At 52.6% G+C, this 26,912-nt stretch carries 22 protein-coding genes, 3 pseudogenes and 1 CRISPR repeat array (1 of these 26 running past the window's edge); of the genes and pseudogenes, 15 read left to right on the top strand and 10 right to left on the bottom strand.

Going from position 1 to position 26,912, the window contains the following annotated elements; all coding sequences use genetic code 11:
* Positions 1–1,283: a CRISPR direct-repeat array (repeat unit 28 nt; unit sequence TTTCTAAGCTGCCTGTACGGCAGTGAAC) (it extends 184 nt beyond the left edge of the window).
* Positions 1,284–1,469: 186 nt separating this feature from the next.
* Both ABIE29_RS10570 and ABIE29_RS10575 read right to left on the bottom strand, forming a co-directional pair.
* Entirely contained in the window at positions 1,470–2,231 is a 762-nt protein-coding gene (locus ABIE29_RS10570; RefSeq protein WP_429618558.1) for a fimbria/pilus outer membrane usher protein, read from the bottom strand.
* Between the two features lie 225 nt (positions 2,232–2,456).
* Positions 2,457–3,218, bottom strand: coding sequence for a DUF3472 domain-containing protein (locus ABIE29_RS10575; protein WP_429618560.1), 762 nt, complete (start codon positions 3,216–3,218; stop codon positions 2,457–2,459).
* Between the two features lie 476 nt (positions 3,219–3,694).
* On the opposite strand from ABIE29_RS10575, the pseudogene ABIE29_RS10580 reads away from it, so the two are divergent.
* Positions 3,695–3,862: pseudogene (locus ABIE29_RS10580) on the top strand (integrase); the annotation flags it as partial.
* Positions 3,863–3,986: 124 nt separating this feature from the next.
* Here ABIE29_RS10580 and icd read toward each other — a convergent pair.
* Positions 3,987–5,240: an NADP-dependent isocitrate dehydrogenase gene (gene icd, locus ABIE29_RS10585; protein WP_021804667.1), complete on the bottom strand. Its 1,254-nt coding sequence runs from the start codon at positions 5,238–5,240 to the stop codon at positions 3,987–3,989.
* A 140-nt stretch (positions 5,241–5,380) separates the two neighbouring features.
* Between icd and rluE the strand changes: the two genes are divergently transcribed.
* From rluE to ABIE29_RS10615, 6 genes and pseudogenes are all read left to right on the top strand, one after another.
* Positions 5,381–6,007 (top strand): 23S rRNA pseudouridine(2457) synthase RluE, encoded by a 627-nt coding sequence (gene rluE / locus ABIE29_RS10590; RefSeq protein ID WP_429618561.1) that lies wholly within the window; start codon positions 5,381–5,383, stop codon positions 6,005–6,007.
* A gap of 9 nt (positions 6,008–6,016) precedes the next feature.
* A complete protein-coding gene (locus ABIE29_RS10595; protein WP_429618562.1) occupies positions 6,017–6,463 on the top strand; it encodes an NUDIX hydrolase in 447 nt (148 codons plus the stop codon).
* Positions 6,464–6,548: 85 nt separating this feature from the next.
* Positions 6,549–7,652, top strand: coding sequence for a tRNA 2-thiouridine(34) synthase MnmA (gene mnmA / locus ABIE29_RS10600; protein WP_429618564.1), 1,104 nt, complete (start codon positions 6,549–6,551; stop codon positions 7,650–7,652).
* Between the two features lie 2 nt (positions 7,653–7,654).
* Complete coding sequence (gene hflD, locus ABIE29_RS10605) at positions 7,655–8,281, top strand: high frequency lysogenization protein HflD (protein WP_429618565.1); 627 nt, start codon at positions 7,655–7,657, stop codon at positions 8,279–8,281.
* Positions 8,282–8,302: 21 nt separating this feature from the next.
* Positions 8,303–9,673 carry an adenylosuccinate lyase gene (purB, locus tag ABIE29_RS10610; protein ID WP_429618566.1) on the top strand — a complete coding sequence of 457 codons (1,371 nt, stop codon included), beginning with the start codon at positions 8,303–8,305 and terminating at the stop codon, positions 9,671–9,673.
* A gap of 6 nt (positions 9,674–9,679) precedes the next feature.
* Positions 9,680–9,877: pseudogene (locus ABIE29_RS10615) on the top strand (LacI family DNA-binding transcriptional regulator); the annotation flags it as partial.
* Between the two features lie 107 nt (positions 9,878–9,984).
* Here the strand turns inward: ABIE29_RS10615 and ABIE29_RS10620 are convergent.
* Positions 9,985–10,695 (bottom strand): GNAT family N-acetyltransferase, encoded by a 711-nt coding sequence (locus ABIE29_RS10620; RefSeq protein ID WP_429618568.1) that lies wholly within the window; start codon positions 10,693–10,695, stop codon positions 9,985–9,987.
* A gap of 373 nt (positions 10,696–11,068) precedes the next feature.
* Here ABIE29_RS10620 and ABIE29_RS10625 point away from each other — a divergent pair, with 373 nt between their 5' ends.
* Genes ABIE29_RS10625 through ABIE29_RS10635 form a run of 3 tightly spaced genes read left to right on the top strand, consistent with a single transcriptional unit; the run spans position 11,069 to position 14,858 of the window.
* Positions 11,069–11,788, top strand: a complete 720-nt coding sequence (locus ABIE29_RS10625) for a gluconate 2-dehydrogenase subunit 3 family protein (RefSeq protein WP_429618569.1) — start codon at positions 11,069–11,071, stop codon at positions 11,786–11,788.
* Positions 11,788–13,569: a GMC family oxidoreductase gene (locus ABIE29_RS10630; protein ID WP_429618613.1), complete on the top strand. Its 1,782-nt coding sequence runs from the start codon at positions 11,788–11,790 to the stop codon at positions 13,567–13,569. The genes ABIE29_RS10625 and ABIE29_RS10630 overlap by 1 nt, the downstream gene beginning before the upstream one ends.
* Before the next feature lie 17 nt (positions 13,570–13,586).
* Positions 13,587–14,858: a c-type cytochrome gene (locus tag ABIE29_RS10635; RefSeq protein WP_429618571.1), complete on the top strand. Its 1,272-nt coding sequence runs from the start codon at positions 13,587–13,589 to the stop codon at positions 14,856–14,858.
* A gap of 69 nt (positions 14,859–14,927) precedes the next feature.
* Here ABIE29_RS10635 and ABIE29_RS10640 read toward each other — a convergent pair whose 3' ends face one another.
* Positions 14,928–15,911 carry an RNA-guided endonuclease InsQ/TnpB family protein gene (locus ABIE29_RS10640; RefSeq protein WP_429618573.1) on the bottom strand — a complete coding sequence of 328 codons (984 nt, stop codon included), beginning with the start codon at positions 15,909–15,911 and terminating at the stop codon, positions 14,928–14,930.
* 107 nt (positions 15,912–16,018) lie between these two features.
* Between ABIE29_RS10640 and ABIE29_RS10645 the strand changes: the two genes are divergently transcribed.
* Positions 16,019–16,783, top strand: coding sequence for a GntR family transcriptional regulator (locus ABIE29_RS10645; RefSeq protein ID WP_429618575.1), 765 nt, complete (start codon positions 16,019–16,021; stop codon positions 16,781–16,783).
* Here the strand turns inward: ABIE29_RS10645 and ABIE29_RS10650 are convergent.
* The 3 genes from ABIE29_RS10650 to ABIE29_RS10660 are packed head-to-tail and all read right to left on the bottom strand — an operon-like array spanning position 16,770 to position 20,062.
* Complete coding sequence (locus ABIE29_RS10650) at positions 16,770–17,744, bottom strand: PfkB family carbohydrate kinase (protein WP_429618576.1); 975 nt, start codon at positions 17,742–17,744, stop codon at positions 16,770–16,772. The genes ABIE29_RS10645 and ABIE29_RS10650 overlap by 14 nt on opposite strands.
* Positions 17,741–18,760, bottom strand: coding sequence for an ADP-ribosylglycohydrolase family protein (locus tag ABIE29_RS10655; protein WP_429618578.1), 1,020 nt, complete (start codon positions 18,758–18,760; stop codon positions 17,741–17,743). The genes ABIE29_RS10650 and ABIE29_RS10655 overlap by 4 nt, the downstream gene beginning before the upstream one ends.
* Before the next feature lie 51 nt (positions 18,761–18,811).
* A complete protein-coding gene (locus ABIE29_RS10660; RefSeq protein WP_429618580.1) occupies positions 18,812–20,062 on the bottom strand; it encodes a nucleoside permease in 1,251 nt (416 codons plus the stop codon).
* 350 nt (positions 20,063–20,412) lie between these two features.
* Between ABIE29_RS10660 and phoP the strand changes: the two genes are divergently transcribed.
* The 3 genes and pseudogenes from phoP to tnpA all read left to right on the top strand — a co-directional run.
* Complete coding sequence (gene phoP, locus ABIE29_RS10665; RefSeq protein WP_429618581.1) at positions 20,413–21,084, top strand: two-component system response regulator PhoP; 672 nt, start codon at positions 20,413–20,415, stop codon at positions 21,082–21,084.
* 5 nt (positions 21,085–21,089) lie between these two features.
* On the top strand, positions 21,090–22,547 hold the full coding sequence (gene phoQ / locus ABIE29_RS10670) for a two-component system sensor histidine kinase PhoQ (protein WP_429618615.1): 1,458 nt from the start codon (positions 21,090–21,092) through the stop codon (positions 22,545–22,547).
* Positions 22,548–22,723: 176 nt separating this feature from the next.
* Positions 22,724–22,963 (top strand): annotated as a pseudogene (gene tnpA / locus ABIE29_RS10675) (IS200/IS605 family transposase); the annotation flags it as partial.
* Positions 22,964–23,431: 468 nt separating this feature from the next.
* Here tnpA and ABIE29_RS10680 read toward each other — a convergent pair.
* A complete protein-coding gene (locus ABIE29_RS10680) occupies positions 23,432–24,010 on the bottom strand; it encodes a hypothetical protein (protein WP_429618582.1) in 579 nt (192 codons plus the stop codon).
* A 31-nt stretch (positions 24,011–24,041) separates the two neighbouring features.
* Entirely contained in the window at positions 24,042–25,016 is a 975-nt protein-coding gene (locus tag ABIE29_RS10685; RefSeq protein ID WP_429618584.1) for a DUF4747 family protein, read from the bottom strand.
* Positions 25,017–25,581: 565 nt separating this feature from the next.
* On the opposite strand from ABIE29_RS10685, the gene ABIE29_RS10690 reads away from it, so the two are divergent.
* A complete protein-coding gene (locus ABIE29_RS10690; protein ID WP_429618587.1) occupies positions 25,582–26,703 on the top strand; it encodes a JmjC domain-containing protein in 1,122 nt (373 codons plus the stop codon).
* Positions 26,704–26,912 lie beyond the last annotated feature (209 nt).

A 26,912-nucleotide genomic window follows, 5' to 3' on the forward strand; every position in this document is an offset into this window, starting at 1 on the left:
AAGCTGCCTGTACGGCAGTGAACGCCGCAATACTCAATGGCTCCGGGCTTCTGTGTTTCTAAGCTGCCTGTACGGCAGTGAACGCGCATGGTGTTGATCACATCTTGTCGGGATATTTCTAAGCTGCCTGTACGGCAGTGAACGAGTCGTTGCGCTTCGATTCCCATGAGTTATTTTTCTAAGCTGCCTGTACGGCAGTGAACTCAAGCGAAGGTATCCCGCTGGTCAGCCCAATTTTCTAAGCTGCCTGTACGGCAGTGAACGGCAGAACGTCCGCATACCTTGTCCATCTGATTTTCTAAGCTGCCTGTACGGCAGTGAACACTACGGTGCTTAACGCCTTCGCTAGCCGTAATTTCTAAGCTGCCTGTACGGCAGTGAACCGTGGTGAGAGGCTGATCACTGGGGTACGACATTTCTAAGCTGCCTGTACGGCAGTGAACAGGGATGAGGCAATCCCAGACACCTCATTAGGTTTCTAAGCTGCCTGTACGGCAGTGAACTATGGACATGGGCCGATCAACAGACGATTGACTTTCTAAGCTGCCTGTACGGCAGTGAACTTTCTGCTCCTGCATCACCGTTGGCAGTTCTGTTTCTAAGCTGCCTGTACGGCAGTGAACACCGCAGCCAGGGCAAACGCCTGCTGATCACTTTTCTAAGCTGCCTGTACGGCAGTGAACTCGAGGTCCCGCCGTGGACATGCAGCGCCAGCTTTCTAAGCTGCCTGTACGGCAGTGAACCGAATGCTTCCGCATCCTGGCCACGTTCTACTTTTCTAAGCTGCCTGTACGGCAGTGAACGCGTCCTCAAAGGCTTCCCACGCGAAATAGTATTTCTAAGCTGCCTGTACGGCAGTGAACTCGATGTAACGCTCTTCTACACAAAATCGACATTTCTAAGCTGCCTGTACGGCAGTGAACGTGATTGGTGCCAGATAGACTGGTTCGCCCCATTTCTAAGCTGCCTGTACGGCAGTGAACGATTGTCACGTTTCCCTCGCGGCTCAGTACGCTTTCTAAGCTGCCTGTACGGCAGTGAACGGCGCTATGGCTTATCTGCGCGGTAAGTATGATTTCTAAGCTGCCTGTACGGCAGTGAACACATCGCCAGCGTTGAATTTCTTCACCAGCGTTTTCTAAGCTGCCTGTACGGCAGTGAACTTGGAATAGCATTAGAAAAACGATTAGAAATATTTCTAAGCTGCCTGTACGGCAGTGAACTTTATGATGAAATATTTACAGGTTCTCCAAGCTTTCTAAGCTGCCTGTACGGCAGTGAACTGTTACATTCTATCGCTAATCTTCTGTTAATTAAATAATAACCTTAAAATCCTCCGGAAAACCCTTTTTCCGCCCGTCCGCTTTCATTAATTTAAAATCAATGAGTTATGATAGGTTTCAAAATTAGGGTCTGGAAGAACACTACGAGTATCGGGGATAGCTACAGCTTCGCAGGATGATTACAGATCAACCAAGCGATGAATCACGCGCTATTGGTAAATTGAATCGCCGTAACGGGACTGCTTTTTGCCTGCTGCATAAGCATATACCCCACAGTACATTACATTGCATTTCACTACCGGCGTCCCATTTCACAATCAGTTGTCCTTTTTCTTCCGCTACGCGAGCATACATCTGCCCACCTTGCCCCACGGAACCCACACTATTGCCATTGCTATCAAAGAGATCGGCACCGAACGGTACCGGTTCGCCCTGGTAGGTCGCATTCACCAAAATTGCCGTCCCCTGCTTGGTGTTGTATTTCAATTTCACCACCGCTCCGGAATACGGCGCAATTTTCTGACTGGTGTTATCCAACTCAACGTCCGCCGCCGTTCCTTTCGGGTCAATACTGATTTCATCCATCTGGTAGGGGTTCAGGTAGGGCACCACCGCATAGCCACGGGAATTAACGTTCACCCCAGGATACGACGACACGCTGGCCCCTTCTGCTCCTTTGGCCTCTACCAGAGCAAAAGTATCTGAGGTGTAGGGAGTAAAGGTGATGCCTCCTGCGTGGGCGATCACCGTCCCTGTCATACCGGCAGAGCCACTCTGGTTGCCTTTCCCTGTGCTGTAGGTGCCATTCAGTGCGCTAATACGACTACGATAGCTACCACTAATCGACCCACTGGTCCCCATCTCCTGGTTAGCGTTCATCGCAGTCATGCCATAACTGAACTGATTCTCGGCGCCGGAGGTACCGGATAGCCACCACGCCGTAATCACTCGTAGTCATGAAGATGTTTGCAGTTGATAACTGGAATTAGCGTTGCGACCCAATGAAAAAGGCCACGCAATAGCGCAGCCTATAGATGAAAAACCCCGGAGAATACCGAGGTTTTTGATTAAGTACTCGTGGGAAATAGACTATTAAAAGCACCATTATAAACAATTTAAAATCATTGCATTAATTTTGATGCAAGCAATTCCCTCAGCACACTTAATTATTTTTTAATTCACACCATTAGCTTGGCTCACAGTCAAGATTTGAGAAACAGTGGAATTATAGGGAACTTTATCTTTACACGCACCGACCGCATAGGGTTTATTTATGATTCCGATATCAACCCGACCATCAGACAATGTACCTACCCCTGCACCAAATGCCGCAACTGTAGGTTTTATGTCTCTGCATCCATTGATGCCAGAGTAATCCTCTATAAACCCAATACTCTTTCCTGTTAATAGCCCCCAACTAGAAGGCGTAATCCAAGAGCCAATTTTATAAGTTGCCTTGTTTGTTGTGTTGGTCATATATCCCTCCCATGTATTTCCAGTGACACTTTGTTTTACCAAGGTCGCCGTAAAATCATAAGTGGTACCAAAAGAAAAAGGCACATTTATAAGGCATGTAGCACCGGCAGCACCATCTGCTTCCCCAGTACACCACGATGATACCTTTTTGACTCCCTTGCCAAATACTGAAAACACTGCAGTAGCCCTATTATTCCCCTGCGGCTGTATTCCTGTGTAATAGGCCCCACCCTCCGCTCCACTCTTTGAGAAGTAACCAAATTGAGAATAATAGAATTTTTTCATATTGGGTCCAGACTCAACAGTGATAGGATATTTCATGATTTTATAGCCGACATTAGCATTTGGCATGCTACCCGTGAAATTTGTTACGTGAACTGCCCACATTTTTTCCGCGTTGGCGATAGGAGCGTTGAATGCAGTAGTTAACACAAGCAGAGGTAATAAATATTTAAACATAAACAGTCCTTATTTAGAAAGATAGACAAATTGATATGTCTGATTCAGAATTAACAATAATGAGTGCACCCTAAACTGATGCGCACAAGGCAATTAACTTAAAAACATTAAATTACGTATCCAAACATTAATCAATAGAACGCATAGTGACTCCTTTATATGTAAAAGTGTTATCCAGGTAATGAATTTCAGCTGCTTGCATGGTTCCCTCCTCTTTGGTTGCCTAACCCTAACCACTGTTTGGATGAACAGTATTTCAAGAAAAAGAGATTGGCGATACTCGGGACGGTTGTACCATGAATGGTACAACTTCCGGGTTCTTCAAGGAGGCTAAGCACGCTGGCAAGGCTACAACCCCTGCGAAGAGCCACAAAGACTCCATATGGATAGACCGGGGAGGATGATCCTGGTTGAGTTCAACACAATGCTGGCAGTGATCGCGCCACCATTATCATGGGGATCTGTCAGACTAGGTTTGGGATAAGGACACTCCACCCGGTTTTCACCAAATCCGCTCACTGGCAGAACGGGTGTACAGGGAGCAAAAAGTGAATACTAAGGATTTGCTGGGGCATAAATCCCAGCGTCAAACTGACCGTTACAACGATGACCGGGGGAGAGATTGGAAGGTTGTTGGGGTATGAAAACAGCTCTTTTTACATACAGTTTTGCAGAAGAGTTTTGCAGGAGTTTTGCAGAAGACTTTTTGAAGGGGGAAAAACAAACGGGAGCCATAAGCTCCCGTAATCATTCAACGATAAAACACGCTTACATGTGTTTAACGATAGCGTCGCCAAACTCGCTACATTTCAGCAGCTTAGCTCCTTCCATCAGGCGTTCGAAATCGTAAGTCACGGTCTTGGCAGCGATAGCGCCTTCCATGCCCTTAACAATCAGGTCAGCCGCTTCGAACCAGCCCATGTGACGCAGCATCATCTCAGCGGACAGGATGATGGAGCCTGGGTTTACTTTATCCTGGCCAGCATACTTAGGTGCTGTACCGTGGGTGGCTTCAAACAGCGCACAGTCGGAACCGATGTTGGCACCAGGGGCGATACCGATGCCACCAACCTGGGCTGCCAGGGCGTCGGAGATGTAGTCACCGTTCAGGTTCATACAGGCGATCACGTCATACTCTGCCGGGCGCAGCAGGATTTGCTGCAGGAAGGCGTCGGCGATCACGTCTTTAACCACGATCTCTTTACCGGTGTTCGGGTTCTTGATTTTCAACCATGGGCCGCCGTCGATCAGTTCACCACCGAACTCTTCACGTGCCAGTTCGTAGCCCCAATCCTTGAAGGCACCTTCGGTGAACTTCATGATGTTGCCTTTGTGAACCAGCGTCACTGAATCGCGATCGTTGGTGATAGCGTATTCGATGGCCGCACGAACCAGGCGTTTGGTGCCTTCTTCGGAACAAGGCTTAACGCCAATACCGCACTGCTCTGGGAAACGGATCTTCTTCACGCCCATTTCGTCACGCAGGAATTTGATCACTTTGTCGGCTTCTGCAGAACCCGCTTTCCATTCGATGCCGGCGTAGATGTCTTCGGCATTTTCACGGAAGATCACCATATCGGTCAGCTCTGGCTGTTTAACCGGGCTTGGCGTGCCCTGGTAATAACGCACCGGGCGCAGACATACGTACAGATCGAGCTGCTGGCGCAGAGCCACGTTCAGAGAACGAATACCGCCACCCACTGGCGTAGTCAGTGGGCCTTTGATCGCTACGCGGTAGTCACGAATGAGTTCCAGAGTTTCTTCCGGCAGCCACACGTCTTTCCCGTAAACGTGGGTGGATTTTTCACCGGTGTAGATTTCCATCCAGGAGATTTTACGTTCGCCGTGGTAGGCCTTTTTAACCGCTGCATCCACCACGTGGATCATGGCAGGAGTAACGTCAACGCCAATACCGTCACCTTCGATGAACGGGATGATAGGGTTATGCGGAACAACCAGTTTACCCTGGGCATCAACCGTAATCTTTTTACCTTCTGCCGGAACAACTACTTTGCTTTCCATCAACCTCTCCTTTCTGTCTTCAAGCGCAATTTTTGTTAATGCTTTGTAAGATGCGTGTCAATACTACTTGAATATTCAGCTCGCGCCAATCCGAAACGGATTAGGCTATAATGCGCTTATCATTCGAAATCGCAAAGACCATGACTAAATTCTCTGTTAAAAATCACCAAGTTAAACGATTCAGCCGCAGTAAACCCGCAGCACGCCAGAAATCACAGGCCCCGCGGCGAGTGGTTATCTTCAACAAACCCTTTGATGTGTTACCACAGTTTACCGACGAAGCCGGCCGCGTCACCCTGAAAAAATTCATTCCTTTCAGCGATGTTTATGCCGCCGGGCGGCTCGATCGCGACAGTGAAGGCTTACTGGTGCTGACCAACGACGGCAAGCTACAGGCGCAGCTAACCCAGCCCGGCAAACGCACCGGCAAAATCTATTACGTTCAAGTGGAAGGCGAGCCACAGGAAAGCGATCTGGCCGCACTGCATCTTGGCGTTACGCTGACCGATGGGCCAACCCTGCCCGCCGGAGCGGAACTGGTCGAAGAACCAGAATGGTTATGGCCACGTACTCCGCCCATCCGCGAACGCAAGACCATCCCCACCAGTTGGCTGAAAATCACGCTCTACGAGGGCCGAAACCGCCAGGTGCGTCGCATGACGGCACATATCGGCTTCCCTACCCTGCGCCTGATTCGTTACAGTATGGGCAATTTTTCCCTGGGGAGCTTGCAACCTGGGGAATGGCAGACCGTCGATTCACTATAAGGAACCGCCATGTTTAAGCCGCACGTCACCGTTGCCTGCGTGGTTCATGCCGCCGGTAAATTTTTGGTGGTAGAAGAAACCATCAACGGTAAAGCCCTGTGGAATCAACCGGCCGGCCATCTCGAAGCGGATGAAACGCTGATCCAGGCCGCCGAGCGCGAGCTGTGGGAAGAAACCGGCATCCGCGCCACGCCACAGTCTTTTCTGCGGATGCATCAGTGGATCGCGCCAGACCGCACGCCGTTTTTGCGCTTCTGCTTTGTGATTGAGCTGGAGCAGCCGCTGCCCACCGAGCCGCAAGACGATGACATCGACTGCTGTCTGTGGCTGACCGCCGAGCAGATCCTGGAGGCTGAAAACCTGCGTTCACCGCTGGTGGCCGAGACGATCCGTTGTTATCAGCAGCCGGAACGCTACCCGTTGTCGCTGGTTGCCAGCTTTAACTGGCCGCTTTGAGCTGCAAATAAGGGCCGTGCGCGCAGGCAGCCAACGTGGTAAAATCCTGCGCTTGTTTTTTTATCGCACAGTTCGTGAGACCCCCATGTCAGACAACAGCCAGAAAAAAGTGATCGTCGGAATGTCCGGCGGCGTCGACTCTTCCGTTACTGCCTATCTGTTACAACAACAGGGCTATCAGGTCGCTGGGTTGTTCATGAAGAACTGGGAAGAAGACGACGACGAGGAATACTGCTCGGCCGCCACCGATTTGGCCGATGCGCAAGCCGTCTGCGACAAGCTGGGCATTGAGCTGCATACGGTGAACTTCGCGGCGGAATACTGGGACAATGTGTTCGAGCTGTTCCTTGAGGAATACAAGGCGGGCCGTACCCCTAACCCGGATATCCTGTGCAATAAAGAGATCAAATTCAAAGCGTTCCTGGAGTTTGCGGCTGAAGATCTGGGGGCGGATTTTATCGCTACCGGTCACTATGTCCGCCGCCAGGACGTGGACAGCAAAAGCCGTATGCTACGCGGCGTCGACGGTAACAAAGACCAGAGCTATTTCCTGTATACCCTGAGCCACGAGCAGGTCGCGCAAAGCCTGTTCCCGGTCGGTGAGTTGGAAAAGCCGGAGGTGCGCCGCATTGCGGAACAGCTGGAACTGGTTACCGCCAAGAAAAAAGACTCCACCGGCATCTGCTTTATCGGCGAACGTAAATTCCGCGACTTCCTGGGGCGCTATCTGCCAGCACAGCCCGGCCCGATCGTTAGCGTCGACGGCCAAACCATCGGCGAGCACCAGGGCTTGATGTACCACACCCTCGGCCAACGCAAAGGCTTGGGCATCGGCGGTATGAAAGACAGCAGCGAAGATCCGTGGTACGTGGTGGATAAAGACGTCGCCAACAATATTCTGGTGGTCGCCCAAGGCCATGAACATCCGCGCCTGATGTCTATCGGCCTGATTGCCCAGCAGTTGCATTGGGTGGATCGCCTGCCGTTGACACAACCTCTGCGCTGTACGGTTAAAACCCGTTATCGCCAGCAGGATATTCCCTGCACCGTGACGCCGCTAGACGCCGAACGCATCGAAGTCCGCTTCGACGAGCCGGTCGCAGCCGTCACCCCAGGCCAGTCTGCCGTGTTCTATCAGGGCGATATCTGCCTGGGCGGCGGCATTATCGAACAGCGTATACAGGAGTAACCGTGGCGAAGAATTATTACGACATCACGCTGGCCATGGCCGGGATCAGCCAAGCGGCCCGTCTGGTACAGCAGTTGGCGCATGAAGGGCAACAGGATGGCGAAGCCTTCCATACCTCACTCAACAGCCTGTTGCAGATGGATCCCCCTTCTACCCTGGCGGTGTTCGGCGGTGAAGAGCGTAACCTGAAGATGGGGCTGGAAACCTTGATTGGCGTACTCAACGCCAATAACAAAGGCCCGGCAGCCGAGCTGACCCGCTATACCATCAGCCTGATGGTGCTGGAGCGCAAGCTGAACGCCAACAAAACGGCGATGAATACGCTAGGCGAGCGGTTGAGCCAGTTGGAGCGTCAGTTGGCGCATTATGAACTGGGTTCGGATACCATCATCAGCGCCCTGGCCAGTATCTACGTCGATGTCGTGGCACCTTTGGGGCCGCGTATCCAGGTAACAGGTTCACCCGCCATCTTGCAAAATCCGCAGGTACAGGCCAAGGTTCGCGCCACCCTGCTCGCCGGTATCCGTGCCGCCGTGCTGTGGCAACAGGTTGGCGGTAGCCGCCTGCAGTTAATGTTTTCCCGTAATCGTCTGCTCAAGCAGGCGCAACATATCGTTGCTCATTGTTAAACTTCCCAGGAGTTGCTACCGATGGAATTATCCTCACTGACCGCCGTCTCCCCCATTGATGGACGCTACGGTGATAAAGTCAGCGCACTGCGCACCATTTTCAGCGAGTATGGCTTGCTGAAATTCCGCGTGCAGGTTGAAGTACGTTGGCTGCAAAAACTGGCCGCTTGCGCAGAGATCAAAGAAGTTCCCGCTTTTGACGCCAACGCAAACGCTTACCTTGATAAGATCGTCGCAGAATTCAGTGAAGAAGACGCCCAGCGCATCAAGACCATCGAGCGCACCACCAACCACGATGTGAAAGCGGTGGAATACTTCCTGAAAGAGAAAGTGGCAGCGGTACCTGCTCTGCATGCCGTGTCCGAGTTTATCCACTTCGCCTGTACCTCTGAAGACATCAACAACCTGTCGCACGCGCTGATGTTACACACCGCCCGTCAGGATGTGGTGTTGCCGCACTGGCGCAGGATCATCGAATCCATCAAAGGGCTGGCGCTGGAATATCGCGATATTCCCCTGCTGTCCCGTACCCATGGTCAACCCGCTACCCCGTCTACCGTGGGTAAAGAGTTTGCCAACGTGGCCTACCGGATGGAGCGTCAATACCGCCAGCTAGAGCGCGTAGAGATCCTCGGTAAAATCAACGGCGCGGTGGGCAACTACAATGCCCATATCGTGGCCTATCCGGAAGTGGACTGGCACCGTTTCAGCGAAGAATTTGTCACCTCGCTGGGGGTGACATGGAACCCGTACACCACCCAGATCGAGCCGCATGACTATATCGCCGAGCTGTTCGACTGCGTGGCGCGTTTCAATACCATCCTGATCGACTTTGACCGTGATATCTGGGGTTACATCGCCCTGAACCACTTCAAGCAAAAAACCATTGCCGGTGAGATCGGTTCATCCACCATGCCGCACAAGGTTAACCCAATCGACTTCGAGAACTCCGAAGGCAACCTGGGCCTGGCTAACGCGGTGCTGGGCCATCTGGCGAGCAAACTGCCGGTTTCCCGCTGGCAACGTGACCTGACGGACTCCACGGTGCTGCGTAACCTGGGCGTGGGCCTGGGCTATGCGCTGATTGCCTATCAGGCCACCATGAAAGGCATCAGCAAGCTGGAAGTGAACCGTGCGCACCTGCTGGACGAACTGGATCACAACTGGGAAGTGCTGGCCGAGCCGATCCAGACCGTGATGCGCCGCTACGGCATCGAAAAGCCGTACGAAAAACTGAAAGAGCTGACCCGTGGCAAACGCGTGGATGCGGCCGGTATGCAAGCCTTTATCGATAGCCTGGAACTGCCGGAAGACGAGAAAACCCGCCTGAAAGCCATGACGCCAGCTAACTACATTGGCCGCGCAACTACCATGGTTGACGAGCTAAAGTAAGCGGTTATTACCGGTGTCTACCCCTCACCCTTTGGGTGGGGGCATGCGACAGTCTCCCGGGTTCTGAATAACGCACCCATGCTCAACGTCAAAGAAGAGACCAAGCATTGCATTCTGGCAATTGCCGAAAAGCTGGAATACAAAACCAGCAGTGCCAAAAAGCATCTGACTAACACGGTAATACAACGCCACGTGCTGGCGTTATAGTGGTGATTTCTCTAGCGCCTCCGGCCATGAGCTGGCGAAAAAGATGCTGAATTGGAACGGGCGCAGCATGCTGCGCCCCTACAAAATGAACCGGTTGACGTTTGTTAGCCATTCTGCGGCATAAACGCCTGCAAACGCTGTATCTGTTGGCCGTCGGTGCCAAAATTTTCGTCAGCCAGCCAACCTTCGAACGCCCCACGCACCTGCGGCCAGTTTTGGTCAATCATGGCGAACCAATCGGTATCCCGGTTGCGGCCCTTGATGGCCAACGCCTGCAAAAAACACCCTTCGTAGTGGAAACCAAAGCGTTGCGCCGCCTGCCTGGAGGGTGCATTCAGGCTATCGCATTTCCATTCACAGCGGCGGTAACCCAACTCGTCAAAGGTGTGGCGCAGCATCAGGTAAATCGCCTCGGTGGCGCACGAACGCTGCTTCATCAGCGGTGACCAGCAGACGTGGCCAATTTCCAACACGCCGCTAGCCTCTTCAATCCGCATAAAGGCCACCGTGCCGACGGGCATATCGGTGGCTAAATCGAACACCACCAGATTCACCAGCACCGGGTTGGCCTGCAGGTCTTCCAGATGCGCACGCATCTCCTGCGGGCTATCCGGTCGCTCCCTCATCAGGTAAGTCCAGTCACGGCCATCTGGCGCTAGCTGGTAAGCCGCAAACAATGCGGCAAAGTCCCGTTCGGCATCCAACATCGCGAGGCGGCAAAATTTGCCCGTCAGCATCACCTCCTGCGGCCGTAGCAAGGTATGCCATTGCGCCAAGGGTTCGCCCACCGGCTGACCATATTGATTTATCGCCATAAAAGTATTCCGTCCGGTTGCTGCAAAAGCAGGTTCTCCACAGCAGCATATACCGATGCCAGATCGCATCATACAGACCAATTAAATTCAGCGAATAGACCAATCAGCCGAAGCTTGTTAGGTGCATTAGTCAAGGTGAATTGTTAATGAAATGATCTAAATCAAAATAAATGTGAATAAAATGTTTTGAAACGGATGCTTTATTGTTTGTTTTACCCGCCAAGACTTAAACTTTAATCACCATACCAGTAGCTTGCTAATCATTATTGGCCATGGAATAGCAACTCCCTCTGCCCGTTACTGCCCAAGACAGCGGCAGTGCGTACCTGATCCGCACGCGGGCATTTCTGTGAAACATATTCAAGGTGGAACTATGTCGCAACAGCACTCTTCTATACCGCCCAGGCGGAGCTTTCTTAAAAAGACTTTAGCGTTAATCCCGTTAGCCGCAGTTGGAGGTACCGGCGTTATGACATTGGCGTCCCCACCAGCCTCGGCGGCGGGTATCTCCTCTCACTATGTCCCCACTTACTTCAATAACGACGAGTGGCGCTTCCTGTTGGCGGCCTGCGATCGACTGATCCCCAGCGATAGCAATGGCCCCGGTGCCATCGAAGAAAGCGTGCCGATCTTTATCGATAAGCAGATGGAAACGCCTTATGGTCACGGCGGCCTGTGGTATATGCATCCCCCTTTTGTCCCCTCCGCCCCAGAACTGGGCTACCAGTCCAAACTGACGCCGCGGGATACCTACCGCATCGGCATTCGCGGCCTCAATGCGCACTGCCAGTTGCAGTACCAGAAAGCCTTTGTGGATCTTGATCATAGCCAGCAAGAGCAGATCCTGACGTCGTTGGAGAAAGGTGAACTGGACTCCGAAGCCCTGCCAGGCAAAGCCTTTTTTAGCCAGTTGCTGCAAAACACCAAAGAGGGTTATCTGGCCGATCCGCAGCACGGCGGTAACCAGTCGATGGCCTCATGGAAACTGATCGGTTTCCCTGGGGCGCGGGCGGATTACACCGACTGGGTCGATCATCCCAATCAGGCCTATCCCCTTGGCCCGGTCAGTATCTCCAGCAAGAGGAATGCATAATCATGAGCATGATAAAAAAACCACCGGTAGACGTGGTGATTGTCGGGTTTGGTTGGACCGGTGCCATTATGGGCATGGAACTGAGCGAAACCGGCCTGAGCGTATTGGCACTGGAGCGCGGTGAGCAGCGCGATACCTACCCTGATTTTGCCTATCCACGGATTGCCGACGAATTGACCTATGGCATCCGCCTGAAACTGGAGCAGGAGATGGCGCACGAAACCGTCACCGTGCGCCACACGCCAGCGGATTTCGCCGTACCCTATCGTCAGCTAGGATCCTTTTTGCCCGGTAACGGCGTTGGCGGTGCTGGCGTCCACTGGAACGGCATGCTCTGGCGCGCCCTGCCCGCCGATCTGAAAATGCGTACGACGGTAACGGAAAAGTATGGCGATAAATGGGTGCCAGAAGACATGTTGTTGCAGGATTATCCTCTCAGTTACACCGAGCTGGAGCCTTACTTCGATAAGTTCGAGCGGGTCTGTGGCACCGCAGGCAAGGCCGGTAACCTGCAAGGCAACATCGTCAAAGGCGGCAACCCGTTCGAAGGGCCACGAACCAGCGAATATCCCACCGCCCCCCTCAAGCAACTCTATTCTGGTTCGCTGTTTGGCAAGGCGGCCGAGTCGCTTGGCTATCACCCGTTCAGCATTCCCGCAGCCAACTGCTCGGAGCCTTATACCAATCCCTACGGCGTGCAACTCGGCCCCTGTAACTACTGCGGTTACTGTGAGCGCTTCGGCTGCTTTATGTACTCCAAGGCATCGCCACAGACCACCATTCTGCCGGTGCTGATGAAACGGAAAAACTTTGAGTTGCGCACCCAGTCGCAGGTCATCAAGGTCAATCTGGACAGCAGCGGCAAAAAGGCCACCGGTGTCACCTATATCGACGCCCAGGGTCAACAGATTGAGCAACCGGCCGATCTGGTGATCCTCAGCGCCTTTCAGTTGCATAACGTGCGTCTGCTGCTGCTCTCCGGCATCGGTAAACCTTATGACCCCGCCACCGGCGAAGGAGTCGTTGGCAAGAACTACGCCTATCAGATGAATAGCGGCATTTCGCTGTTTTACGATAAGGACACCCACTTCAATCCGTTCATCGGAGCCGGAGCGGCAGGCACGGTGATCGACGATCTCAACTCGGAAAACTTCGATCACAGCGCGCTGGGCTTTATCGGCGGCGCCTACATTTCCGCCACCCGCACCGGTGGCCGTCCGATCCAGCAGATGTCGTTACCGCCGGGAACACCCACCTGGGGCAGCGGCTGGAAGCAAGGGATCAAAGATAATTATCAGCACTCGATGAGCATTGGTTCCGAAGGCTCGGTGATGCCCTACCGCGACTGCTATCTCGATCTCGATCCCACCTATCGGGATGCCTATGGGCTACCGCTGTTGCGTATGACCTTCGACTGGAAGGCTAACGAGATCAAAATGACCCAGCACATTACCAGCAAGATGGCGAACATCGCCAAAGCCATGGAGCCGAAACAGATGGCGATCTCGGTGATGAACAGCGGCTCGCACTATGACGTGCGCCCGTATCAATCCACCCACACTACCGGCGGGGCAATCACCGGCGACAACCCAAAAACCAGCGTGGTGAATAAGTACCTGCAATGCTGGGACGTGCCTAACGTGTTTGTCACCGGCGCCTGCGCTTTCCCGCAGAACCTGGCTTATAACCCCACCGGGATTGTCGGTGCGCTGGCCTATTATTCGGCGGAAGCGATCCGCAGTCAGTATCTGAACAATCCTGGCCCATTGGTTCAGGACTGATACGTAAGGAGAAGACGATGAAAGGATTAACGCCCTCGCTGCTGGCCTTGCTGGCATTAAGCGCTAGCGCTCTGGCAGCCGAGGATACCCACCTGGTCGGGCAAATCGCTCATGGCGAATATCTGGCCCGCGCCGGTGACTGTGCCGCCTGCCATACCGCGCCAGGTGGTATGGCTTTCGCCGGTGGGCAGAAGATGACCACCCCGGTTGGCGCGATCTATTCCACCAATATCACTCCGGACAAAACCACCGGTATCGGTGCCTACAGCCTACAAGAGTTCGCCGACGCCCTGCGCAAAGGCATTACGCGTGATGGCACTCGGCTCTACCCGGCCATGCCCTATCCCTCTTTTGCCAAAATCAATGATGAGGATATACGCGATCTGTATCTCTACTTCACCCAACGGGTAACGCCGGTGGTGCAGTTGAATAAGGCTAGCGATATCCCGTGGCCGCTGAATATGCGCTGGCCGTTGGCGATGTGGGACGGCATATTCCGCGAGGATGGCATCTATCAGCCAGACGCTAACCAAAGCGCACAATGGAACCGCGGGGCCTATCTGGTACAAGGATTGGGCCACTGCGGCAGTTGCCATACGCCACGCGGCATCGGCTTCCAGGAGAAGGCGCTGAATCAGACAGATGACGCCTATCTGAGCGGCGGGACGCTGGAGGGTTGGCACGCCGCCAGCCTGCGCGGCGATGCGTTCAGCGGGCTGGGTAGTTGGAACGCGGCAGATCTGGCCCGTTTCCTGAAAACCGGCCACAGCGACAGATTTGCCGCCTTTGGCTCCATGGTGGACGTGGTACAAGACAGCACTCAGCACCTGAGCGACGAGGATTTGCAGGCGATCGCCGCCTATCTGAAATCGCTGCCTGCGGGGGATGAGCAGAAATCGCCAGAGGCCAACATGCCGCTGGCACTCTACAGTACCGACCAAGACAACCCAGGCGGGCAGGCTTATCTGGACAACTGCGCCGCCTGCCACCGCAGCGACGGCCAGGGCTATCGCAATACCTTCCCACAGTTGGCCCATAACCCGGCGCTGCTGGCGGAAGACCCTGCTGCGGTGATCAGCATCATTCTGAATGGTTCACGTACGCCGATGACTCTAAGCGCCCCTACCGGGCTAACCATGCCGGACTTTGGCTGGCGGCTGAGCGACCAGCAGGTGGCCCAGATTGCCACCTTTGTGCGCACCAGTTGGGGCAATCACGCCGCTCCGGTCACCGCCGAGCAGGTCAAAGAAATACGGGAGAACAGCGCCGCCAAACCTTCCCAGCAGTAAACACTACAACGGGCGCAGCATGCAGCGCCCCTACGTTTTGACTTGATCGTTGGTGTTACAGATTGTCTCTCATACCTGACTATAGCGCCGTACCGGCCCCCTCTCCTTTTTGGGGAGAGGGTTGGGGTGAGGGGAAACAGTGGACACCGGCTCACCATTGATTATCCAAACAGTCGCAGCATGCAGCGCTCCTACGTAGCGAGTTTGATCTCCACAGATCTTGCTCCACACGGTTGCACAGCCCGGCGAAATCACCTTAAATAAGCTATCAACTTGGTTCTCGTTTATCAGTTTGCGGGACAACTTATGCAGGCTGTCCATTCGGCAATCAGCAATTTTAGCGTGGAGCTTTGCGACTTTTAATCTTGCTTTAGCACGGTTCCTTGAACCTTTTTTCTTCTTGCTCAATCGGCGCTGTAACAACGCTAAACGTTTCGCGTACTTCGCCGTGTGGCGGGGATTGCCGGTTTTAAATCCGCTATCAGTGACGAACAAATCTTTTAAACCCATATCAATGCCCGTCATTTTTGCGGTAACAGGCAGTGATTTTGATTCAAATTCGCACAAGCAGGACACGAAATATCGACCTGATGCGTCTTTGGAAATTGTGACGGTTGAAGGTGTCGAGGGGAGTTCACGACTCCAGCGAACAGAGAGTGGCGTTGTGTTTTTAGCCATGTACAGCTTGCCGTTACGATATTTAAAGGCACTCGCCGTAAATTCAGCAGATTGTTTGTGGTGTTTGCTTTTGAATGTTGGGTACTTGGCACGCCCCGCAAAGAAGTTAGAAAAGGCGGCCTGTTGGTGGCGAAGAGTCTGCTGTAACGGGACGCAGGAAACATCATTCAGCCAGGTAAATTCAGGCTCTTTTTTTAGGGCGGTTAGTCGGGCATTGGCCTGAATGTAGCCGATCTTCTCCTGTCGTTCGCGGTACGCATCAGTTCGCCAGCGAAGAACTGAATTGTAGACAAAACGCACACAACCGAAGGTTTGAGCTAAAAACTCAATCTGATCCTGTGTTGGATAAAACCGATATTTGTAGGCGCGTTTCATATGTACAAAATTACAGGAGTTATAGTGAAAAGACAAAAAGAAGTTAGCTTGAAAACCGCCTCCTTTCCTCCCCGGTCTAAAGGCCCAGGTTTCCCGGAGGCAATCTGATGATCACGGATCCCAACCAGCGCCTGCTGGACAAACTGCAACACGATCTGACCAGCGCTGGCGCTATGCCGCTCTACCTGCGCTTTAACGAATCGGTACGACAGGCCATTGAGCTTGGCATATTGAGCCAGGGGGATTTTCTGCCCAGTGAGCGCCATTTCACCGAACGGCTGGGGATCTCGCGCATTACGGTACGCAAAGCCCTGGCCTGCCTGGAGCAGGACGGCATTATCGGCCGCTCGCGGGGCTATGGCACCTTCATTCAAAATACCGTGGCTCAGCCTAAACTGGCCTATTCACTGGCGGATGTGAAAGGCTTTTCACGCGAAGTAATGCTGCAAGGGCGTAAGCCGGACACCATGTGGATCAGCCGTGAGCAAATCCCGGCGAATAGCGCACTGGCCGAGAAGCTGGCACTGGCCGAGCATACGCCGGTGTACAAACTCAAACGTATTCACTTTATCGATCAGCGCCCCATGTCGGTGGCGGTGTCTTATGTGGTGGCGGAGGCAATAGCCAACGTTGATGATATCGGCGTTTCTCTCTATGACTACTTCCGTTTGAACAACGTGGAGTTGGGATCGCTGCGCAGCCAGGTCAGCGCCGCCATGAGTGATGGCGAAACCCTGCAAGCGCTGCAGTTGAAAGAACCGATGCCGCTGCTGATCATCAAGCAAACGCTGTTCGACAGCCGGAAAAAACCCATCGAATACAGCGAAAGCTTCTGCCGCAGCGACATGTACGAGTTTATCAGCGAGAATTGAGCTCCTCGCTGGCCAGGAGCTGAGCCAGGGTTGGCGCACAATCGCCACCGGCCTGCGATACCACGTAACCGGCGATGCTATTGGCTAGCATCATGCTTTGGCGGGCGCTCAGGCCCAGTGCCAAACCGGCGAGCAAACCGGCGCTGTGGCTATCGCCAGCACCGATGCTGTCTACCACCTTGACCTGACGGGCGGCGATCCAGCCTTGATCCTCCGGCCCGGCAAAGTAATAGCCGCCTTCCCCCCCGCAGCGCACAATCACCAGTTGCCTGGTGGTTGACCATAACTGCTGGCAAAAACCGGCAATATCGTCCTGCATGCCAAGGTGCTGGGCTTCACGCTGGTTTAGCGTCAGGATCACCCCAGGACGGATCAGGCGTTGCAGCAGGCTTTCCGCCATCACATCGATGCGCGGGCCAATATCCAGCACCACCCGAACCTGTTCAGGCAGGCGTAACAGCCAATCCACCAGCACGTTGCCCTGCCTGGCACCTAGTTGATAACCGGAAAGGTAAACCAGCCCGCTTTGTAGCGTCACGTCTGCCAACCACTCCGGCTGCCACTGGTTCTCTATGCCATCGATAGAGATAAAGGTGCGCTCACCGTCCGGTTCGACCAGCGCCAGGCACCAGCCGTTATCCTCACCACCCACTTGCAGATCGGAACTCACGCCGCGCAGCGCCATCTCGCTACGCAAACGCTCGGCCCACACGCCTTCGCCCACCGGCAGCAGATTGCGGCTGGTAATGCCCAACTGGCACAAAGCCACGGCGATATTCAGCGCGCAGCCGCCTAAATGCAGCCCCTGCATCCGGGCCGACACGTCGCCACCGCGCACCGGCAAGGCATCGGCGCTCACCACCATATCCATCACCGCTGCGCCAATCACCGTCACCGGGCACTGCTGATACCAGCCGCCCTGGGTCAGCGTCTGCAATAACTCGCGTCTTTCGTTACTCATTCAGCCTCCTGCCAGCGCTGGCGGAAACGGAGAAAAGCCTGCGCGTAGTGGTTGATATCCAGCGGGTTCACCCGCTTCAATTCTGCCAACATGGCCGCGTCGAACGCGTCGATACCGTTCAGGGCACCGCAGATCGCCGTGGCCATCGCGCCGATGGTGTCGGTATCACCGCCCAGGTTGGCGCACAGGATCGCACAGCGGGTGGGATCGGTTTGCGCCAGTTCGACCATCGCCAACGCGGCCGGTACCGATTCTATGGTGCTGACCCCTGCACCAACCAGTTGGTAAACCCGCTCTGAGGCCTGCTCGGTACCGCCGGCCTGTTCCACCACCTGGAAGGCCAGCTCGATGCGCGCCGCTAAAGAAGCACTGAAGGTAGTGCTTCGTCGGCGTTGGGCGTAATCTGCCACCCCCGGCAGTGCCAGGCGGATCTCTGCCCAACTGGCCCCTTCGACCGCCTTGGCAACCGCCCAGGCAATCACCACCGCACCGGCAACGGCGATATCGGATTTATGCGTCGGGCTGGAGGCTAGCCAAACCTGTTGGCAAAACTGTTCCAACGGCGCAGAAGGCAGCACACAACCCAACGGGGAGACCCGCATTGCCGCACCGTTGGTCACACCGTTGTTTTCCAAATCGCTAATCGGCGTGCCCTTCTTCTGCTCCCCCAGCGCCAGTTTGGAGCTCGGACCAAGGATGTTTTTGTTGAAGGCATCAAAACTATCGACCCAGCGGATCACGTTACGGGCAATCAGCTCCGGCACCACTTCACCGTCGGCCTCGATCAACGCATCGGCGAGCGCCAGAGCCATCGAGGTATCATCGGTATACTGGGCTGCCGTGAAATAGCAGGCGGCGTTGTTCTCCGCCGGGCCGTCAAGGAAGCGGTCGATCCAGCCAAAGTGGCGCTTAACCCGCTCACGCGGCCACAGCTCGGAAGGCATGCCGAGCGCATCGCCCAGCATTTGACCATAAAGTGCACCCACTACGCGTTGCTCCTGGGTTAACTGCTTCATCTGTTTCTCCTGAATTTTTACCTTGCCGGGCAACACGCCCGGCGCAACGAATCAAGACCGTGCCACGTCAATCGGGGTGATGTTGTCGCTGCGTTCACGGAAGAACAGCAGGAACAGCAGCATGACGCCCACCACCATCACCGCACCAACGCCCCACACGGCGAACCAGTCAAACGTCATACCGTCTCGCGGCTGTTCGAGAGCGAAAGCGGTCATCGCACGCCCCCCAAGCCAGTTACCGATAAAGCTGCCCAACCCCTGGCAAATCAGGGTGATCAGGCCCTGCGCGGCGGTACGCATATGCGGCGGCGCTTTTTTGTCGACGTAGATATAGCCGGTCACGAAATAGAAATCGTAGCTGACGCCGTGCAGCAAAATGCCCAGGAACAGCATGCTGTAGGCCCAGACATCGGCGGTGCCGCCGTAGATAAAGAACACATAGCGGATCGCTGCGGTCACAAAGCCCAACAGCAGCACCCTTTTGATGCCGTAACGCTTAAGCAGCAACGGCAACGCCAGCATGGCGAAGATTTCCGAGACCTGCCCCAGCGTCATCCAGCCGGTGGCATTCGGCAGCCCAACCTGCGTCAGATAGCCATTGGCAAACTGATAGTAAAACGCCAATGGCATACAGAACAGGAACGAACACAGGGCGAAGGTGGCAAATGAGCGATCCTTCAGCAGGGCGAGTGCGTTCAGGCCCAGCAACGCCTTGATATCCACCGGGCCGGAACCCTTGGCTGGCGTATTGGGCAGCACAAAGCTGTACAAACCAAGCGCGAGCGAGGCCGCACCGGTAATGATTAACGGCAGGTTGCTATCGGAAATATTGCCCAACCCCAGCAACGGCGGCAGCATAAAGCCCACCACCAGACCGGAGGCAATCCAACCCAAGGTGCCCAGTACGCGGATACGCGGGAACTCTTTTTCGGTATCGGTAATGTTGGCAAAGGCGATGCTGTTGGTCAGCGCCACGGTCGGCATATAGGTGATGGCATAAATCACCAGCAGCGGGAAGAAGGTGGTAAAGGTGGTTTGCCAGGCGATGATAAACATCAGCCCCCCGCCAACCAGATGCAACCAGCCCAAGACTTTTTGCGCCGCGAAATAGCGATCGGCAATGACGCCAACCAGCACTGGCGAGAGGATCGCCGCAATCGCCGTACTGCTGTACGACCAGGCAATTTCACCCGGCGTAAAACCCAGCTTGTTGAGGTATTGCCACAGGGGAACAAACCACGCTCCCCAGATAAACCATTCGATAAACATCATGACAGACAGCTTCAGATGAGGACGTTTCATTGTTATATATCCTTGCTGGCTACCTTCCCGGCATCGGTTCGGGAAAGCGGTGTAGGGTTCCTGGTGTTAGTATCATTACGATACCTATGTAATACCTTAATGATACCTTTACTGCTTTGCAGCGATCCCACTCACATTTCAGGCAGTCAGGCTTTGTTTAAGTTTTGTTTACCTTTGACACTACGCTGTTTATCCTGCGTTTATCAGCGATTGCCGATAATCAATGGATGACAGAATTAAACGATCAAGGAATGGTCAGCGAGCGCACGTTTTCGCAACGTGGCCAACAGCGTGTAACCTTTCAGTGTGGGTGCCTGGTGTTTCACCCCCTAACCACAGGAGTCTGTACCATGCGAGTACTGGTTGTTGAAGACAATGGCCTATTGCGCCACCATCTTAGTGTGCAAATGCGTGAAATGGGGCATCAGGTCGATGCCGCAGAAGATGCCAAAGAAGCCGACTATTTTCTGCAGGAACATGCGCCTGATATCGCCATTGTCGATCTCGGGTTGCCGGGTGAAGATGGCCTGAGCCTGATCCGCCGTTGGCGTGCCAACCAGATGAAGTTGCCAATCCTGGTGCTGACCGCCCGTGAAAGCTGGCAGGATAAGGTGGCGGTGCTGGAAGCCGGTGCCGATGATTACGTCACCAAGCCCTTTCATCTGGAAGAAGTGATTGCCCGCATGCAAGCCTTGATGCGCCGCAATAGCGGCCTGGCCTCGCAGGTGATCGCGCTGCCGCCGTTCCAGATCGATCTCTCACGCCGTGAACTGAGCGTCAACGAACAGCAAATCAAACTGACGGCGTTTGAGTACACCATTATCGAAACGCTGATCCGTAACGCCGGTAAAGTGGTCAGCAAAGATTCGTTGATGTTGCAACTCTATCCGGATGCCGAGCTGCGCGAAAGCCACACCATCGACGTATTAATGGGGCGCCTGCGTAAAAAGCTACAGGCTGAATACCCACAGGAAGTGATCACCACCGTACGTGGACAAGGCTATCGTTTCGATGCTAAGTGAACATGATGTTCAACAAAGATAAAAAACCCTTCTCGCTGCGCGCCCGCTTTCTGATGGCCACCGCCGGGGTGATCCTGGCGCTGTCGCTATCCTATGGACTGGTTGCGGTCGTCGGCTATATCGTCAGCTTCGATAAAACCGCTTTCCGCCTGCTGCGCGGTGAGAGCAACCTGTTCTTCAGCCTGGCGCAGTGGAAAGACCAGAAGCTGACCATTGCCATCCCGCCCGATCTCGATCTCAACTCCCCTACGCTGGTGTTTATCTATGACGATAAAGGCAACCTGCTGTGGAGCCAGCGCTCGGTGCCGGAGCTGGAAAAACTGATCCAGAAAGAGTGGCTGCAAGAGTCCGGTTTCTACGAGATAGACACCGATACCCGCGTCAGTAGCGAAGTGCTGGGCGACAACCCCAAGGCCCAGGATCAGTTGAAAGACTATGACGATAGCGACCATGAGGCGTTAACCCACTCGGTGGCCGTCAATACCTATGCCGCCACCCCACGCCTGCCGGCCTTGAGCATCGTGGTGGTCGACAGCATTCCGCAGGAGCTGCAACGCTCGGACGTGGTGTGGGAATGGTTCAGCTATGTGCTGCTGGCCAATCTGCTACTGGTCGTGCCTCTGCTGTGGCTGGCCGCGTATTGGAGCTTACGGCCAATCAAGGCGCTGATAACCCAGGTCGGTGAATTGGAAAACGGCGAGCGTGAACAGTTGGATGAAAATCCCCCCAGTGAACTGCGCGGTCTGGTGCGTAACCTGAATATTCTGGTACGCAACGAGCGCCAGCGCTACACCAAATACCGCACGACGCTGTCCGACCTCACCCACAGCCTGAAAACCCCGCTGGCGGTATTGCAGACCACCCTGCGCTCGCTGCGTTCCAGCAAGCAGACCACCATCGAAGAGGTCGAGCCGATCATGCTCGAGCAGATTGGCCGTATCTCGCAGCAGATTGGTTATTACCTGCACCGGGCCAGCATCAACTCGGGTCAAACCGTGCTGACCCGCGAGATCCATTCGGTTTCTGCCCTGCTCGACAGCTTGAGCGTGGCGCTGAACAAGGTCTATCAGCGCAAAGGGGTTGTCATCACCCTCGATATCTCACCCGAAGTCACCTTTATGGGCGAGAAAAACGACTTTATGGAGGTGATGGGCAACGTGCTGGAGAACGCCTGTAAATATTGCCTGGAGTTTGTGGAGATCACCTCGCTACACTCGGACAAATACCTGACGATCGTCATTGATGACGACGGCCCCGGCATCCCGGAAAGCAAGCGTGAGTTGATCTTCCAACGCGGCCAACGCGTCGATACTCTGCGCCCCGGCCAGGGGATTGGTCTGTCAGTCGCCGCCGAGATCATTGAGCAATATGACGGGCAAATTACCATCAGCGACAGCCCACTTGGTGGTGCACGGATGGAAGTCACCTTCTCCCGCCAGCACGACCCCCACCATCACGATTAAATTCTGTCGCTCAGGCGAGTTACAGATTGTACTTTACTATATTGATAGTAAAGTATTTTATCCCTGCATAAACACCACCTCCTATGGAGGTGGTCAGCAACAAATTGGCTCTGCCAGTAATGCTACTCATGGGAAAATCCGAATCCGTTATCCACATAACTGATAAGGACTTAACAATAGGTAGATTCAAGAAAGCATCTCATGTGCTCTGGTGTTGTCAATATCATATCGTACGGCCCCCCAAGTACCGATTTCGCATCCTGAGGAACAACGTAAATAAAGGGGTCTATAAGCAGATAAGGATCTCAAGTGAACAGCTCGGGATAAAAGTGGTGGAACTGAATATGCAGCTGGATCATGTTTATTTTTTGGTAAAAGTACCGCCGCAACTTTCGATTTCACATGTAATAGGTCATTGAAAAGGAAAAACAGCAATTCGATTCACCAACTATTATAGATGTCGATCAGTTGGCCATATTTGTAACAGAGTTCGTGTTCTGTACTAATGCTAGCGATTTCGGATGCTTACGCTGGTAAGTATTGATCAGTAGATTGTTGAGGGGTACTCTTTCGCGCTGATAACAAAAATCACAGATCCGATGAATACATCATCAAAATCCGGCCCATGGAAGTAGTCCGAGAATGGTGGCCTTATCGATTACCACTGTCTCAGTTCCCTTCGAAAACAGGTAACATCATTGATGATCTCCTTTGCTTGCTAGTTTACGGTATTGCTCAGTAAACACCTAGTTCTAGAAATGATAAAAACCAGCACCTGCCAAGGCAGGCTATAAAGCGTTATGGGTTTAACTGTACAGTTAAAAAATGACCAACTTAATACAGATATAGATTAACCTTTCTAATATGATAGCTGACAGTATATTTTACGACTTTTCATTGTTATCCTCGTTAATTTTATGAATAAGATATGAGGTATTAAATAAAAATGAGATCAATTCAAATGCCATAGCTAATCCATAGAAAAAAGCCCATACACTTATGAATCTCAAAAAGCCATTAGGAAATATTTTATTTATAGCTGCTGACACAATCACCAAAACAAAGACAACTAGTGGATAGCCCATATCAACAGGAACTATTTCTGGCCCAAAACTAAGGGTCCCTCTCCTATCTTTCAAAAATTGAAGAAAGTTACTTGGCATTACAAACATCAATGCAAAAACACCAATACCAAACCCAAGCACACTAGGAAAAACAGAAAAAATTGTATCCGCTGGCTCCCAAGACCAATCTAATAGTAACTGTCCATTGATTAGAACAAGCATCTCAGTAAATAATAGTATGAATACCATTTTTTTAAAAATCCGACCCCACCACATACGAAAAGGAGCTACATATATATTTCCTTCAGCTCTCCCTTCATAAGCGTAAGCATTAGCGATGCGAAATATTGCGCCGATAACTGGAATCATCCTTAATAACTTATATACCTTTGCTTTCATAACGCACCGCCATGCTTGTTATATTGAATGGTTATTCCTTATCATTAAGGATTTTTTTGTTGCTTCTGATTGCGCTCAGTTTCATTCTTGTTCTCTCTATGGCCTTTACAATCAGCTGCTTTATCATCAATGCTTTTTGTCGCCTTCCAGCTTTAACATCTTCCTTTAATGCAAGTCTAACAGGATAATCTTCCATTTGATACTTTTGCCTAATTCCGTCAGAATCTAAATAGGAAACCTCAGCATTACCATATCTTGTCGCAAGGATCATTTGAATCTTTGCTTGATCTGGAAGATCATTCATTACCGACTTTGTGAAACTTTTGTAATTAGCTTCCCACTTAGCAACCTTCTTATCTTTTAATTCCTGTTCTGTCTTCTGTACGATTTCTCTTTCTAATGCATCATCAAACGAGTCTGAGTTTGAGAAAGTTATTATACCACTGTAACTCTTATATCCTTTTTTTGGTGTTGCTAAAAACTCCTTTATTGAATCAGCTGACGTTAACTCTTCAATCTCAAGATTGTGAAGCTTAAATATTTTTTTTGCATGCGAGTCTAATATTTTAGTAAGTGCAGCAATTAATGGCTTTCTTGTGGGTATACCTTTGGTATCATGGATTGCAAGTATATGGGTGCACGGATCAAATACAAACTCTAGGTTAAAACGTTTGCTGCTTGTATTCCCTTTAGATATATACTCTGTCTCACCACTACTTGTATCTACGAGTTCGTTTACATCATCAAACTTTAAAAATGAGCCATATATTAATTTTTTTTCCTCATCTAAACCTGGATATTCATATGTAGTCACATCAAAAGGAGCAAAGAACATATCCCCTCTCATCGAGACAGCTATTGAACTTAGTTTAAGGTTCTTAACTTTACATTCGTTAATCAACTCACCAATAGATTCAAATAATCGGCAATACCCACCTTCTCCTACCTCACTAACATTGGATTCAATTGGAAGAAGTTGAATATTATAAAATTTATAAATAGCCATAACCTATATCCATATAAAATTAAGTGACATAATTCTATATGTAAAATTATACATTACAACCACATTGTTAAAAAATATTTATCAATGTCACACTATCCACTTCCCAACCACCAATACTGTATGCATGTACAGTATCATTTTAAGGAGGATTTACAAGAAGGTTTGACCTATTAATGAACAAAAAAACGCATAGTATGTGGCCGTAAAGATAACTCATATGTGACATGCGAGGCATTCTACTATACCTACATGCTTAGGTGCCTTCCGCTCGGCGTATTGCATCAGCGCCTGAATATACAGCTCTCGCTCCCTGGTACTTACGTCGATTTTGCCTAGGAAGGCCGCCATGTCGAAGCCGTGCTTTAGTAGACCGAAAACCACCGAAAAACTTTGCAATGTAGGATAAAGCTAAGCTATTCATTTGGCTGACCGCTCACAAGCGGTCCATAAGATCGGTATACCGTCCAGTTACTGCGAGCATTTCACTTATCGACTTGTCACTCATCCCACCGGGGCCTAACTTCCGTTATAATCCCTGCAGGCTCACTCTATCCTGGAATAGAACATGGATTACCAATTAGATCTCGACTGGAACGACTTTTTGCAACGCTATTGGCAAAAGCGCCCGGTAATTATCAAGCGCGGTTTTAACCACTTTATCGATCCGATTTCCCCGGATGAGCTGGCCGGGTTGGCCATGGAAAACGAGGTGGACAGCCGCCTGGTGAGCCATCAGGAAGGACGCTGGCAGGTTGGCCACGGCCCGTTCGAAAGTTTCGACCATCTGGGCGAGAACAACTGGTCATTGCTGGTGCAGGCCGTTGATCACTGGCATCAGCCTTCCAGTGCCCTGATGCAACCGTTCCGTAAGCTGCCGGACTGGCGCATGGACGATCTGATGATTTCGTTCTCGGTGCCGGGTGGCGGCGTTGGCCCTCATCTTGATCAATACGACGTGTTCATCATCCAGGGTACTGGCCGCCGCCGTTGGCGCGTGGGTGAAAAAGTGCCGATGAAGCAACACTGCCCGCACCCTGACCTGCTACAGGTAGAGCCGTTTGACGCCATCATTGACGAAGAGATGGAGCCTGGCGATATTCTGTATATTCCACCGGGATTCCCACACGAAGGCTACTCGCTGGAAAACTCGCTCAACTATTCCGTCGGTTTCCGCGCGCCAAATGGCCGCGAGATGGTAAGTGGCTATGCCGACTACGTGCTGGCCCGCGAGTTGGGCAGCAAGCGTTACACCGACCCGGATATCGCGCAGCGCGATCACCCGGCGATGGTGCTCCCCCATGAGGTCGATGCGCTGCGTGGGATGATCCTGGAGCTGGTGCAGCAGCCGGAGCACTTCCAGAACTGGTTTGGCGAGTTTATTTCGCAGTCGCGCCATGAGCTGGACATCGCGCCGCCAGAGCCGCCTTATCAGGCCGGTGAAATCTATGAGCTGCTGCAACAGGGTGAGCCATTACAGCGTTTGGGTGGGTTACGCGTGCTGCGCGTTGGCGACCAATGCTTTGTCAATGGTGAGCTAATCGACACCGAGCATCTGCAAGCCGCCGATGCGCTGTGCCAGCACGCCAGCGTTGATGCCGCCTTGCTGGGCGACGCGGTGGACGATCCTTCGTTCCTGGCCCTGCTGACGGCGTTGATCAACAGCGGTTACTGGTATTTTAACGACTAGGACGCCCCTCACCCCAACCCTCTCCCACAGGGAGAGGGGGCTGGTATGGCGTTAGAGTCAGGTACAGTAATTAATCTGTAGCGCCGTTTAGGTCTAGGCTTAGTGCCAAAACCCAGTGGTAGCACATTCGGTCCCCTCGCCCTTTGGGAGAAGGAGCTGGTATGGCGCTGTAGTCTGGTACAGTAATTAATCTGTAACGCCGTTGAGGT

The organism is Serratia sp. 2723 (assembly GCF_050434425.1).
In the GTDB taxonomy this organism is placed as follows: Bacteria; Pseudomonadota; Gammaproteobacteria; order Enterobacterales; family Enterobacteriaceae; genus Chania.